This window comes from Abyssicoccus albus (assembly GCF_003815035.1).
GTDB classification, from domain to species: domain Bacteria; phylum Bacillota; class Bacilli; order Staphylococcales; family Abyssicoccaceae; genus Abyssicoccus; species Abyssicoccus albus.
In genome coordinates this window covers 110984-126384 of the sequence record NZ_RKRK01000002.1, presented here as the reverse complement: position 1 = coordinate 126384, position 15401 = coordinate 110984, and the positions used below count along the sequence as shown (strand labels likewise).

Sequence of the window (15401 nt, the reverse complement as noted above, 5' to 3'; positions counted from 1 at the left end):
TTCTGTATGTTAGAGATATACGAAATAGCCTTACGTATTTCTCTTTTTCATTTGGTTGTAAAACATCGTAGGTGTATCAATTTATTAATTATTTCACTTAAAAAACTTACTTCGCTTCTCTAATCTCTTCTGCCATCTTATCACTATATCCAAAGAACCATGTCAATACGAACCCTACTGCGAATGAAACAGCTAACACTAGAATATACAATGGTAATTGCCCAATGTCTTCAATGAATAATAACATTCCTGGCAATACTGTAATCGCCATGCCTGATGCTTTCAAATGTAATAATGAAGCTAAGAATCCTCCGGCTGCTCCTCCGATTAAACCACAGACAAATGGCTTAAAGTATCTTAAGTTGACCCCAAAGATTGCTGGTTCTGTAATCCCTAAGAATGCTGAGAATGCTGATGGGAGCGCTAATGCTTTCAACTTCTTCTGACGTGTCTTCAATCCGACTGCTATTGTTGCAGCGCCTTGTGCGGTCATGGCTGCAGAGATGATTGGGTTGAATTCATTGTACTTGAACTCTTCTAATAGTTGAATCTCCATGAAGTTGAAGATATGATGTACCCCAGTCACAACGATAATTTGTTGGAAGAATCCAATAAGTAATCCAGCGATTCCGAATGGTAAGTCTAATACCCATTTTGTACCTGTTAAGATGATTGTCTCTATACTATGGAATACAGGTCCGATGACGAATAACCCTAATGTAATCATGACAAGTAACGTTACAAATGGTGTCACAATTAAATCAATCGCATCGGGGATTCTTTTACGCAAGAACTTCTCAAATTTCGCGCCGATTAACCCGACGAAGAATGCTGGTAATACTGATCCTTGATATCCTACTACTGGGATCATACCAAAGAACTTCAACGGTTCTGCAGATCCGTCACCAACGGCGTAGGCATTCGGTAAAGATGGATTAACGAGCATCAAACCAAGGACGATACCGAGCACTGGACTGCCGCCAAAGACTTTAAACGCACTCCATGCTACAAGCGCTGGTAAGAATGCAAACGCTGTGTCTGTTAAAACTTGCGTGAAGAGAATGAAATTCTCAGAAATATCATCAGGTGCCATACCCATCCAAGATAAGATTTGTTCATTCATTAATACGCCACGTAACCCCATAAATAAACCTGTCGCTACAAGTACTGGGATAATGGGTACGAAGACATCACCAAACGTTCTAATTGCGCGTTGGAACATATTGCCTTGTTTCTCCGCTTCTTCTTTCACATCACTCGTTGATTGTCCTTCAATCCCTAGACTTTCAACGGCGTTATAAATTTTATTCACTGTTCCTGTGCCAAAAATGACTTGATATTGACCTGAGTTGAAAAATGCACCTTTCACTTTATCGGTGTTATCAATCATATCTTGATCAATCTTCTCTTTATTATGTAAGACGATACGTAATCTCGTCGCACAATGTGCAATCGACTTAATATTTTCTTGGCCTCCAACGGCTTCAATGACTTGTTTTGCAATCTGTTGATCTGACATTGCCATATTTATTCCTCCTTTATTTTTATCTATAAAATTTTTATTGATTAATAAATCGATCAATTTCTTGCGCTGTCGGCAAACTTTCAATCGCGCCTTTCTTCGTTGTGGATAATGCGCCGACTGCATTGCTAAATTTCAACAAGTTCACTGCGTTCTTTTGAATATATTGTATTGGTTGTTGCTCAAGTCGTGCTTCGAGTAATTGATAAATGATTGAACCGATGAATGCGTCACCTGCGCCTGTTGTGTCTTGAACGTCAACGGTATATCCTTCGTCATGTGCGATTTTGCCGTCCTTCGTATAAATGGAAGCTCCGTCTGCGCCCTCTGTGTAAATAATAACTTCTGTATTTCCAGTAAATAACTGTTGTAACGAGCTAGAGTCTGCACTGCCTGTTAAATATTCTAACTCCTCATCGGCGATCTTAACGATATGTGCTTTCGGCATGAATTCAAGCACTGTTTCTTTCAGCGCTTCAACCGATGGCCATAAAGGGAATCTTAAGTTCGGGTCAAAGATGATTGTGCCGCCTGCTGATTCCATTCGTTCGATGACTTCGACATGCGCTTCTTTCATTGGTGATGGAATAAGATCAACTGAACAGAAGTGAAGCATATCTGTTGATTGAAAGTCTGTTTGAATTGTTGATTGGTTTAACAACATATCCGCTGATGGTTTACGATAGAATGCAAAGTCTCGTTCACCAGATTCCGTCAAACTGACAAAGGCGAGTCCTGTATTGGCTTCATCTGTTCTCTGAATAAAAGATGTATCAACACCTTGCTCATCAAGGGTTTCTGTAATAAGATCTCCAAATGCATCATTACCTAGTTGAGTGATCAATGCTGATTCTCCACCGAGCTTTGCCACACAGCTCGCAACGTTTGCTGGTGCCCCACCGACTTGTGATTCAAATCCTTTAACACGTTTCAGTTCTACACCTTTTGTCTGAGGGATAAAGTCAATTAATGCTTCTCCGATTGCGTATAGTTTTGGCATATTATATCTCCTTTCAAATCATATTTCGTCATATCCAGTGACACGTCTCCACCTTCTGAAGTCAATGTTATTTGATCAGATGAATCTTTCGGGAATATTCTTGCAGTCATCACACGTTCACCATCATTAATGAACATTTCAATACTCGATGTATCGACAAATATTTGTAATGTGCCCAATGGATTAGTAAGTTTAGTTGTCCTTGATGTTCCATCTACTCCATTCGGTAATACGCCACTCTTTGATCGATCGAGTGTCAGTTGTTGAGATGTTGCATCATATGTTAGTCGTGTACGTTCATCTTCTGATTGTCGGAGATCAATATGGAATGTATTCGATTGATTATCGTTAATCTTAACGATGAGTTCGTAATGCGTTCCAGTCATCTCATTTATAGTCTTTGGATTTGATGTGACATTCAGTGATTGCTTGGTTTCTGATTGTCTTAATTGTTGTAACGCTTTAAACGGTTGTTGAATCAGTTGATCATCTCTAACCGATAACGTTCTAGGCATTGTTAAACAGTGGGCCCATTCATCAACATCTGTCGGGTACTCAATATCTGGTAATCCCATCCAACCGATTAAAATACGTTCTCCGTGCTCGCCAATCATCGTTTGTGGGGCGTAGAAGTCGAATCCATGGTCTAATTCTTCAAATTCATCATGGGATAATGTCATTGAATCGAAATCTAATGATCCTATTAAGTATCCAGATTGATAAATGTTTCGATATCGATTGCCTTCACGATCAATGCCTTGAGGGCAAAAAAGGACGATATCATGGCCATCGATGTTGAATAAATCAGGACATTCCCACATGTAGCCAAACGATTTATAATCGGTCTTCAGTTCGCCCATCATTTGCCAATCTTTGAAATCTGTTGACTCATAGACGACGATTGTCCCCGTCTCGTTAACCCGTTGAGCTCCGATCACTGCATAATACTTATTTCGATTACTGTCATACCATACTTTAGGATCTCTAAAGTGTTCGGTGTATCCTGCTGGTGGTCCTTCGACAAAAGCGCGCTTATCCGCTGTTGTATTATTGTTTAACGTTGTAATTACTTGGTAAGGGATTCGTTCCCATTGTTTCGTGCGATGATTTCCGGTATAAACAAGTTTCAATTCATTATCCACGACAATTGCTGAACCACTATAAGCACCGTGAGAATCATAATGATGATTGGGTTTAACAGTAGGTCCAATCGCTTTGAAGTGAACTAAATCGTTAGATGTTAAATGATACCAATACTTCATACCATGTACTGCACCTAGTGGATGCCATTGGTAAAAAACATGGTATAGACCATCGTGATAGACAAGGCCATTTGGATCGTTTAATAAGCCAGAGATCGGTTGAATATGATACGTCTGACGCCAAGGTGCTTTATCCACTTTATTGATTAATCGATTGATTTCTTCAGAAGTTACATCTTCTAACGTTCGATACTTCATTTCTCTCGTCCATTCCATCTTACCCCTCCTTTTTTTCTTTTTATAATAAAAATGGGACCGGTACCAAAATTGGTTGAAAAAAAGTAAAACTCTCTACACAGAGAATTTTACGCCTCGGTCGGGTAAATGTCAACGCTTTCTTTTTCATCAAGGTCAAAGTCCATCCGATAAACAAGCGGCACGTCTTCACCGTCCAATAACTTTAGCATTGATTGTGCCGCGATACGCCCTGATGCTTCATATGGAAATACGATCGTTGTAATCATTGGTGTGACAATCGACGTTGTCTCATAACCACCAAACCCTGAGATCGACAGCTGCTTTGGCACGTTAATATCTTTATCAAGTGCCGCCTTTAACACACCAAGCGCAATATTATCTGTTGCACATATGATGGCATCATAACGCTGAACAATTGGTTTTGCTTTTTCTTTGGCATCACTCAGTTTGAACGTTGTCATGTAAACATCTGCTTGATCACCATGTTCACTCAATCCTTCTAAAACACCTCGTCGTCGATGAATACCAACCGCTTTATCCGTTTCATCGACACCGAAATAGGCAATACGATTGAAGTGTGCACTGCCAAAATAATGCCCAATTAATCGACCTGCTTCATAATCATTCTGGACTATTGAATGGATCCCTTCATGCGACTGACCGACAAGGATGACTGGCACATTCACTGTATGAATCGCTTCTAAATGTTGATCTGTCAAAGTTGTCGCAAAGAGAATAATCCCATCGACTTTATTTTTTGCAAGCGTATAGATCGCATTGATTTCTAACTGCTTGTCTAAATCGGTATTGACAATAATCGTTTGATACTGTCTTTCTCTTAAAAACGTCTCAATGCCATATAACGTTTGATTCGATGCATATGAATTCAATCTTGGGACGATTACCCCCATCATCTGTGTTCGTTTTGCTTTTAAGCTCTGAGCAAATTGATTCGGGCTATATCCTGTTTCCTTTACGACACGATCGATTTTGTCACGCGTCCGCTCACTAATAGAACCACCGTTCAAATATCTCGACACCGTACTCTTCGACACACCCGCCAACTTTGCAATATCACGAATATTCATCCGTTTCACCTCATTGTTTATGATAGCATATGTCATAATCATTTTAACCTCAATTATTTTTTCTACTTATAGTAGATAGGCAAAAGTGTTTTATACTTACGAACTGATTTAAATTCGTGATTTATTAAATCATTCATACTGATGACTTAAATTCTATCTAAGTTGCCAGTTTATCCTTCTCTTCTTCAATCTACCAACTTAAACGCCTGCTAAGTTGCCAGTTTATACATCTCTTCTCCAATCTACCAACTTAAACGCCTGCTAAGTTGCCAGTTTATCCTTCTCTTCTCCAATCTACCAACTTAAACACCCTCTAAGTTGCCAGTTTATCCTTCTCTTCTCCAATCTACCAACTTAAACACCTTCTAAGTTGCCAGTTTATCTTTCTCTTCTTCAATCTACCAACTTAAACACCCTCTAAGTTGCCAGTTACCAATTTGTTAACCTTTTGGTGACTATTTTGTGACCATATACAACCTAATTTTTAAAAAATTTATAATAAAAAAAGCCAAAACCCTTGCTATAGTAAGGTTTTGGCTTTTCAATATTTTCTATTTTAATGCACTAATGGAGATGGCGGGACTTGAACCCGCGTCCAGAGCTTCTACACGTCTAGTACTACACGCTTAGTCGTATGGTTAAGTTTAACCACATGATTGATCATACGACACTCCAACATGTGGCGAGTCTTATTCATCTCTTCTAAACGACTTAAGACGGCAGTGTTTAGCGTATCCTACTTAGGTTGAACCTCGCATCACTTTACATAGGCGATAAAGAGAGGAGGTGCAGAGTGCGATTAGGCAGCTACTGCGAAATTGTTTTGTTTGCCAGTTATTATAACTGAATGTGTTGGTACGAAGACAACCCTCCGACGTGCACTAGACGCTTCGATAACCCTGTCGAATCCTAAACATCCCCATAATATAAAATTGTAACGGTATATTATTATACCATACAATAAGCTATATTAAAAGCCTATTCTATGGTATAACATATCCTTCTTTTAACCACGATCTTTTAACGCGCGTTCAACGTCTCGTTTCATTGCTTTGTCTTTTAAGTCTTGACGTTTATCGAACTTCTTCTTACCTTTTGCAACACCGAGTAACATTTTACAATACCCATTTTTAATGTACATTTTAAGTGGTATCAATGAATACCCTTGTGTTTTAGAAATCCCAAGTAACTTGTCAATTTCTTTGCGCTTTAACAATAATTTACGATGTCTTAGCGGGTCGTGATTGAATCGATTCCCTTCTTCATACGGTGCGATATGCAAGTTATATACAAACATTTCGCCTTTATGGACTCTTGCGTATGCGTCCTGCATATTAACACTTCCACGTCGAATCGATTTAATCTCAGTCCCTTTCAGTTCCATTCCCGCTTCGTACGTTTCTTCGATTGTATAATCGTGGCGAGCTTTTCTATTTTGAGATACAACGTTGTTGTCTTTCGTTGGCTTCGCCATCATTCATCCTACTTTCGTTTCTTTTTCGATCGTTTTGCAACTTTTTTATAAAATGGTTGCTTCTTCGTTGATTCTTTTTTTGATTTATTCTTCTGTTGGGGTTTACCATTGTTTTTTTTACGATTTCTTGGCTTTTTGTCGCTTAAAGAAATTTGTTTCACTTGAGATTCTGACAGATCTCCTCGTGATTCATGCTCTAAAATTTGGAAGTCGATTTGTCGTTCATCAACGTTGACTCCAACACATTTCACTTTCACTTTATCTCCAATTCGATAAACCGTTCCTGTCCGTTCACCGACCATCACCATCATACGTTCATGAAAGTTATAATAGTCATCATTCATATCACTAATATGAATCATACCTTCAATCGTATTAGGCAGTTCAACGAATACACCAAAGTTCGCAATACTTGAAATAACCCCATCAAATTCCTCATCAATATGTTGTTGCATAAATTGTGTCTTTTTCAACTCATCAGTCGCTCGTTCGGCATCCACTGCACGGCGTTCACGGCTAGACGTATGATCTGCAATCTCTGGTAACTCTTGTTCCCAATACTTCGTCGTTTCATTCGACATATCTTTATCAATAACATATGTCTTAATCAATCGATGAACGATTAGATCAGGGAAACGTCTAATTGGTGATGTGAAATGTGTATAGAAATCTGTACTTAAACCAAAATGTCCTAAACTTTCTTCATCATATCGTGCTTGTTGCATAGAACGAAGCATTAATGTAGAAATAACAAGTTCTTCTGGCATTCCTTTTACTTCATCTACGATATCTTGCAATGCTCCCGGATGGATACTATTCGATGTCCCTTTCGCCATAATCCCGAAGTTTGTAATAAACTCAAAGAATGTCTTTAATTTTTCTTCTTTAGGATCTTCGTGGACACGGTATAAGAACGGTACATTCATCCAATGGAAATGCTCAGCGACACATTCATTTGCACAAAGCATAAATGATTCAATGAGACGTTCTCCGACATCGCGATTTCTCAGTTCAACATCTGTTGGGATTCCATCCTCATCGACAATGACTTTCGCTTCTTTGAAGTCGAAATCGATGCTTCCTCGTTCACTTCTCATACGTTCTAATATTTTCGCTAACGCATGAGCATCGTCTAACATACTCGTAATGTGGGCATATTTGTTCATTAAATCTTCTGGTTGTTCTGTTAATATTTTATTCACATCACGGTACGTCATTCGCTCATCAGAGTGAATGACACTTTCATAAAATTCATGATTGATGACTTTTCCTTGTGCGTTAATTTCCATATCTGCACTCATTGCAAGACGGTCCTCTTGTGGATTTAATGAACAGATTCCGTTACTTAACTTGTGTGGCAACATCGGAATGACACGGTCTACTAAATAAACACTCGTTGCACGGTCATAAGCTTCCATATCAATTGGTGAACCTTGTTCAACATAATGAGACACATCAGCAATCGATACAATCAATCGATAATTTCCATTATCTAATTTCTTTACAGAAATTGCATCGTCTAAATCTTTTGCATCGGCGCCATCGATTGTAATCGTTAACTCATCACGTAAATCAACTCGACCTTTGACTTCGTCTTCTGTTACAGTATTAGGAATATCATCTAATGCGTTCATCACTTCTTCAGGGAACTCGATATTGATGCCATGGGCATGGATAATCGACAGAATATCAACACCCGGATCATTTCTGTGTCCGATAATTTGGATGACTTTCCCTTCTGGATTGCTCGACTCATCAGGATACTTTGTAATCTCAACAACGACTTTATGACCTTCTACCGCACCAAGGTTGTCATCTTTACCTATAAATACGTCACGATTCATATCTTTTGAATCAGGTAGGACAAATCCGAAATGTTTCGCCTCAGTATAAGTCCCAACGACACGATTGTTCGCTCGTTTAACGATCGATTCGATACTCCCTTCAGGGTTATCACTATTGCCCTGATTTGATTCATGAATCTTGACGAGGACAATGTCATCGTTCATTGCTGTAGATGTATGTGTCGGTGGAATGAATATATCATCTAATTCACTATCTAATGGCATAACGAACGCGAATCCTTTTTTATGCAATCTGACCTTACCTTGTATTAAATCCGTTTGTTCAGTAGGCATATATTTATCTTTTTTCGTCCGCACAACGATACCTTTTTCTTCTAGTAATACGAGTGACTTTACAAGTGTTTTGAACTCTTCAGAATCAGTGATCTGAAGTTTCTCTTTAAATCCATCGACAGTCATTGGCTTATAATCGTTTGATTTAATGATTTGTTCAAGTTGTTCAACGTATTTCATATAAAGCCCTCCTTTCTCACTTAAAAATTTTCATATACTTTATATTATTCACTAAATTGTGTATTGATAAACGTTAATACGTCATCAAATAGCTGATTTTTTTGTTTATCTTGCGTAATAATGTGCCCAGATTGCTCATAATATTTCTTCTCTTTAATATCACTAAAGACACCGTTGTATATATCTTCAGCACTGTCAATATCAATCACTGTATCCAATGACCCTTGTGCAATATAAATCGGCGTCATGATATCATCTAACGAGGACACAACCTCTTCCATAAATGACAATAAATCAGATATCATCGATGTCGGCGCTAATGCGTTAACTTCTCGTTCAATGGTGTCGTGTGATTTCCCTTCTAACTGCTTAAATTGTCTTGCGAATCCGACAAACTTATTGAACATCTCATCTTCTGTTTTAAATCGCGTTGGCGAACACATCGTAGACAACGCGAATACATCACGGTGTAACGATAGCTTAAGCCCCATCAATCCACCGAGACTTATACCTGCGACGGCGATATGTTCATAACCTTGTGCTTTCAGTTCATCGTAACCATTCAACACATCACGCCACCATAAATGTGGATTAGATTGAAGGAGTGCTTCAGGTGACTCACCATGTCCATCATAAATAGGCGCCAATGAAGCAATACCTTGTTTTTGTAAGTAACGCCCGAATTGACGCACGTCACTCGAATTGCCTGTGAATCCATGGAGTAATAATACCGCGTATTCACTCTGCTCATCGAAAAAGAACGGCTTAGGTTGTTGAACTCTCATAACATCATTCCTTTACACTAATAGTATATTAAACACGGATGCGTATATCAAAAAATAAATCGACCTCTATATGAGAAGTCGATTTATAAATTAAATCTTCAAATATGTTAATGTGAGCATTATGATAAAAAATAGTAGTGACAAAATGACCGTTGCTCTGTGTAAAAATAACTCAGATCCTCTGATCTTCTGCTTACCAAATAATTGTTCACTGCCACCGCCAATAGCACCTGATAAGCCACTGCTTTTTCCAGGCTGTAACAATACAACAGTGATTAAACTAATACACACAATGACTAACAATACTGTAAGCGCAAGTTCCATGGTGTGGCCTCCTATAATTAATAACAAAATTATTATATCATGGAATACCATTCTGTTTCAATGGGGATGTTGGGTTTATGAGATTGTTTGATTTCAATTTGTGAATCTGCAGCTTATAATCTATTTATTAACCGCAGTTTCCTCACCATCTAAATTCCTGCGAAATATAACGGGCTTTTATTCCGCAGTTTCCTCGCCCTCTAAATTTCTGCGGAATATAACGGGCTTTTACTCCGGTGTTTCCTCGCCATCTAAATTTCTGCGGAATATAATGAGCTTTTATTCCGCAGTTTCCTCACCATCTAAATTTCTGCGGAATATAACGGGCTTTTATTCCGCAGTTTCAAACTCACAAAAAAAGAACAGATACCAAAATGATATCTGTTCTTCATTAAACAACTTACTTCTCATTTTCTAAATTTAAGTTATAGAAAGATTCTAAACCGTCGTATCTAGCTGTTTCGAATAATTCATCTTCGATGCGTAATAATTGATTATATTTCGCAACACGGTCTGTTCTAGATGGTGCGCCTGTTTTGATTTGACCTGCATTTGTCGCAACCGCAATGTCTGCGATTGTTGTATCTTCAGTTTCACCAGAACGGTGTGAAATCACCGCAGTGTATCCAGCACGTTTCGCCATTTCAATTGCTTCGAACGTTTCAGTTAATGTACCGATTTGGTTTACTTTGATTAAAATTGAGTTACCAACACCTTCTTCGATACCGCGAGATAATTTTGTCGTGTTCGTGACGAATAAATCATCTCCAACTAATTGTACGCGATCTCCGATGCGTTCAGTTAATAGACGGTGACCTTCCCAGTCGTTCTCGTCTAATCCGTCTTCGATTGAAATAATTGGGTATTTATTCACTAACTCTTCATACCAATCAACCATTTCTTTGCTTGATTTAACAACCCCTTCACCTTTTAGGTTGTATTCACCTTTGTCTGCGTCGTAAAATTCACTACTTGCAGCATCCATTGCAAGACGTACTTCTTCACCTGGTTTGTATCCAGCTTTTTCGATCGCTTCTATAATTGTAGATAACGCTTCTTCGTTTGAACCTAAGTTCGGTGCGAATCCACCTTCATCTCCAACTGCAGTGTTTAATCCTTTGTCGTTCAACACTTTTTTCAACGCGTGGAAAATTTCTGCACCCATACGTAACGCTGATTTGAAATCTTCAGCACCGACTGGCATGATCATGAATTCTTGGATATCCACATTGTTATCCGCGTGCTCTCCACCGTTTACAATGTTCATCATTGGGACTGGTAATTGTACACCGTTGAAACCACCTAAGTATTTATACAATGGTTGACCTAATAAATCTGCAGCAGCTCGTGCAACGGCCATTGACACACCTAAAATTGCATTGGCACCTAATTTACCTTTGTTTTCTGTACCGTCTAAAGCGATCATCATCTTATCGATTGATACTTGCTCTAATACACTGAATTCACCTTCAACAAGTTCAGGTGAGATAATATCATTGACATTATCAACCGCTTTCGTTACACCTTTACCAAGATAACGGTCTGCCTCACCATCTCTTAATTCAACCGCTTCATATTCTCCTGTTGAAGCACCTGATGGAACTAATGCACGACCAAATGCACCTGACTCTGTTAATACTTCCACCTCAATAGTTGGATTTCCACGTGAGTCTAAAACTTCTCTTGCATAAATATCTGTAATAATTGGCATAATTCATTCTCCTTTTAAATATAATTTTTGATTAAAAATTTATATTTATTGCTTGTTTTATTATAATCGTATTTCGTTAAAATGTATATTAATTCAACCGTTATCGTTGAATCAACGACTGTCCCGTCATATCATCTGGTTGCTCGATACCGAGTAAGTCAATCAAAGTTGGTGCTAAGTCAGCTAATTTACCACTTTTCACTTCAATTCCATCTTTAGTAATGATGACAGGCACTGGGTTTGTCGTATGAGCTGTCATCGGTTCACCGTTCATTGATACAACTTCATCAGAATTACCATGGTCTGCAGTAATAATTGCATGACCTCCACACGCAATAATATCATCGACAATTTCACCTAAACATTCATCGACTGCTTCGATCGCTTTAATTGTCGGTTCTAATTTACCACTATGACCGACCATATCAGGGTTTGCAAAGTTTAAAATAACTAAATCTAAGTCATCTTTTGCGAGTTCCTCTAGACAAGCATCCTTTACTTCGTAAGCACTCATCTCAGGTTTCAAGTCGTACGTTGCAACTTTAGGTGAATCAATTAATCGACGTCGTTCACCTTCAAACTCGACATGACGTCCTCCACTCATAAAGAATGTAACGTGTGGAAATTTCTCAGTTTCAGCGATTCTAAGTTGTGTCATATTCGCATCTTGCACAACTTCACCAATCGTGTTCTTAATGTCTTGTTTCTCAAACACAACGTCTGATTTGACACGGTCATTATATTTAGTGAATGTGACGAATTTAATATCTTTTAGACGATTATCCATATCGAATCCGATAAATTCTTGATCCGTATAAATCTCTGACAATTGTGCTGCTCTATCCGGTCTGAAGTTGAAGAATATCAAAGCGTCTCCATCTTGAACTTGCTGTGCTTCAAGTTGAGATTCATCCTCATGACGATTGACAGTGAATGGAATGACAAATTCATCATATACCTCTTCATCATATGATGCTTTCACACCTTGAGATGCACTGTTAAACTTAGGTCCTTCAGATGCAGTCATCGCACGATACGTTAATTCTTCTCGTTCCCAACGTTTATCTCGATCCATCGCATAATAACGGCCTGAGATTGTCGCAAACTGACCGACACCAATCTCTTCGAATTGTCGTTCAGTCTCTTCGATATATTTCAATGCAGAATCTTGTTCAACGTCACGACCATCTAAGAATCCATGAACATATACACGATCTATCCCATATGATTTAGCCATCTTTAATAGTGCGAATAAATGATTGTAATGTGAATGAACGCCTCCATCACTTAAAAGTCCGAGTAAATGAAGTGATTTATCATTTGATTTCACATAATCCATAGTGTCCTTCAATACTTCGATATCAAAGAAAGTCCCTTCTTCAATAGATTTATTAATTCTAGTTAAACTTTGATATACAACTCGTCCAGCACCGATGTTCATATGCCCAACTTCAGAGTTCCCCATTTGCCCATCAGGCAATCCGACATCTAATCCACATGCACTTAATTCATTATGTGGATATTGATTATAATATCGATCGAAGTTTGGTTTATTCGCTTGTTTCACAGCGTTCCCTTTCACTTCATTACGATTTGCAAATCCATCTAATATAATTAAAGCCGTTGGTGCTTTACTCATTGATAGCACCTTCTAATAATTGAACAAATGAATCAGCTTTCAATGATGCTCCACCAACTAATGCACCATCGATATCTGTTTGTGCCATATATTGCTTGATGTTTTCCGGTTTAACACTTCCGCCATATTGGATGCGAACGCTTGATGCAACTTGTTCATTGTAGATTGATTGAACGTGCTCACGGATAACCGTTGCCATTTCACCAGCATCATTTTCAGTCGCTGACTTACCAGTACCAATTGCCCAGATTGGCTCATATGCGATGACGATAGATTTTGCTTGCTCATCTGTTAAACCTTCCATCGCTTTCGTCACTTGTTCAGTCACAATGTTATTTTGTTCGTTTGCTTCACGTTCTGATTCAGATTCTCCAACACAAACGATTGGTATCATACCGTTAGAATAGACAGCGTGCACTTTTTTATTAATTAATTCATCTGTCTCATTGAAATATTCACGACGCTCTGAATGGCCTAAAATCACATACTCAATGCCCATGTCATTTAATGCGTGTGGAGATACTTCCCCAGTGAATGCACCGCTGTTTTCATAATGTGCATTTTCTGCACCAATGACAAGTGGTGTGTCTTTTGCTAAATCAATTAATGTTGTTAAATGGATAAATGGTGCACAAATCACCGCTTCAACATCACTTGACTTCGGTAATGTTGATAAGCTCTCCATAAATTCACGTGCTTCAGTCACAGTTTTGTTCATTTTCCAATTTCCTGCAATAATAGGTGTTCTCATTATATGACCTCCGATAATTTTTAAAATGTTATTTATTCGAAATTGCTTTAATACCTGGTAACTCAATACCTTCTAAATATTCTAACGATGCGCCTCCGCCTGTGGAAATGTGTGAGAATTCATCTGCAAAACCGAGCTCCATTGCAGCGGCTGCTGAATCTCCTCCACCAATAATTGTCGTCGCATCTTGTAAGCTAGCAATTGCTTTACATACACCAATCGTTCCTTGAGCGAAGTTTTCCATTTCAAATACACCCATCGGTCCATTCCATACGACTGTTTTAGCACCTTCTAATTCTTTGGCGAATAATTCAACAGTCTTAGAGCCAATATCAAGCGCTTGTAAGTCTGATGGGATTTCATCAATACTGACTTCTTTAATTTCTCCATCATTAGAGAATTCTTTCGTCACTTTACCGTCAACAGGTAACACAATTTTACCTTCCGCTCTTTCTAATAAATCTTTCGCAAGATCTAATTTATCTTCTTCTAGTAAAGATTGACCAATTTCTTTGCCTTGAGCTTTCAAGAATGTATAAGCCATTCCGCCACCAATTAATACTTTATCTGCTTTCGTCAATAAGTTCTCAATGACACCAATTTTATCGGATACTTTCGCACCACCTAAGATCGCCACAAATGGACGTTCTGGGTTGTCAACAACGCCACCGATAAATTTCATTTCTTTCTCCATTAAAAACCCTGCAGCTGTTTCTAAATGAGTTGATATTCCAACGTTAGATGCGTGATTACGATGTGCAGTTCCGAATGCATCATTGACAAATACATCGCCTAAACTTGCCCAATATTGACCAAGCTCTGGATCATTTTTACTTTCTTTTTTACCATCGATGTCTTCATAGCGCGTATTTTGAACGAGTAACACTTCCCCTTCGTTCATTGATTGAATCGCTTCTTCTAACTCTTCACCACGTGTTGCATCGACAAAGATTACATCTGTTGATAACAATTCACTAAGACGATTTGCTACTGGACGTAATGATAACTCAGCTTTATCGTCTTCTGATTTCACTTTACCTAAATGAGAGAATAATACTACTTTACCGTCTTCTTTTATAATGTGTTGAATTGTCGGTAATGCTTGTTGGATACGATTGTCGTTTGTAATCTCACCATTATCTAATGGTACGTTAAAATCTGCTCGTACAAGGACTGTCTTACCTTTCAATTGTAAATCATTCACTATTTTTTTAGCCATATGTTATGCCTCCAAAAGATTATTTTGTAAATGCTTTCACATCGATTATACAATATATCCATCGACGTTGAAATTATTGACTTCTTACATTGAAAATAAAAAGAGAAGGA

The 15401-nt window shown here is 38.3% G+C and carries 12 protein-coding genes and 1 other RNA gene; all 13 read right to left on the bottom strand.

Annotated features, from left to right (window positions below; translation table 11 throughout):
• Positions 1–106 precede the first annotated feature (106 nt).
• A complete protein-coding gene (locus EDD62_RS00645; protein ID WP_211329108.1) occupies positions 107–1525 on the bottom strand; it encodes a sucrose-specific PTS transporter subunit IIBC in 1419 nt (472 codons plus the stop codon).
• Positions 1526–1559: 34 nt separating this feature from the next.
• Entirely contained in the window at positions 1560–2522 is a 963-nt protein-coding gene (locus EDD62_RS00640; protein ID WP_123807146.1) for a carbohydrate kinase family protein, read from the bottom strand.
• Positions 2489–4000: a glycoside hydrolase family 32 protein gene (locus EDD62_RS00635; RefSeq protein ID WP_123807145.1), complete on the bottom strand. Its 1512-nt coding sequence runs from the start codon at positions 3998–4000 to the stop codon at positions 2489–2491. Before EDD62_RS00635 ends, EDD62_RS00640 begins: the two co-directional genes overlap by 34 nt.
• Positions 4001–4089: 89 nt before the next feature.
• Positions 4090–5070: a LacI family DNA-binding transcriptional regulator gene (locus EDD62_RS00630; RefSeq protein WP_123807144.1), complete on the bottom strand. Its 981-nt coding sequence runs from the start codon at positions 5068–5070 to the stop codon at positions 4090–4092.
• 565 nt (positions 5071–5635) lie between these two features.
• Positions 5636–5991: a transfer-messenger RNA gene (gene ssrA, locus EDD62_RS00625) on the bottom strand.
• A gap of 85 nt (positions 5992–6076) precedes the next feature.
• Positions 6077–6547 (bottom strand): SsrA-binding protein SmpB, encoded by a 471-nt coding sequence (gene smpB / locus EDD62_RS00620; protein ID WP_077140751.1) that lies wholly within the window; start codon positions 6545–6547, stop codon positions 6077–6079.
• A 5-nt stretch (positions 6548–6552) separates the two neighbouring features.
• Complete coding sequence (gene rnr, locus EDD62_RS00615; protein ID WP_123807143.1) at positions 6553–8862, bottom strand: ribonuclease R; 2310 nt, start codon at positions 8860–8862, stop codon at positions 6553–6555.
• A gap of 44 nt (positions 8863–8906) precedes the next feature.
• A complete protein-coding gene (locus EDD62_RS00610) occupies positions 8907–9647 on the bottom strand; it encodes an alpha/beta hydrolase (RefSeq protein ID WP_123807142.1) in 741 nt (246 codons plus the stop codon).
• 90 nt (positions 9648–9737) lie between these two features.
• Positions 9738–9971: a preprotein translocase subunit SecG gene (gene secG, locus EDD62_RS00605; RefSeq protein ID WP_077140754.1), complete on the bottom strand. Its 234-nt coding sequence runs from the start codon at positions 9969–9971 to the stop codon at positions 9738–9740.
• 400 nt (positions 9972–10371) lie between these two features.
• The gene (eno, locus tag EDD62_RS00600; protein ID WP_077140755.1) at positions 10372–11682 is read right to left on the bottom strand and encodes a phosphopyruvate hydratase; all 1311 of its coding nucleotides are present in this window, start codon (positions 11680–11682) and stop codon (positions 10372–10374) included.
• 100 nt (positions 11683–11782) lie between these two features.
• Complete coding sequence (gene gpmI / locus EDD62_RS00595; protein ID WP_123807141.1) at positions 11783–13321, bottom strand: 2,3-bisphosphoglycerate-independent phosphoglycerate mutase; 1539 nt, start codon at positions 13319–13321, stop codon at positions 11783–11785.
• Entirely contained in the window at positions 13314–14072 is a 759-nt protein-coding gene (gene tpiA, locus EDD62_RS00590) for a triose-phosphate isomerase (RefSeq protein WP_123807140.1), read from the bottom strand. The genes gpmI and tpiA overlap by 8 nt, the downstream gene beginning before the upstream one ends.
• 28 nt (positions 14073–14100) lie before the next feature.
• A complete protein-coding gene (locus EDD62_RS00585) occupies positions 14101–15291 on the bottom strand; it encodes a phosphoglycerate kinase (protein ID WP_077140758.1) in 1191 nt (396 codons plus the stop codon).
• Positions 15292–15401 lie beyond the last annotated feature (110 nt).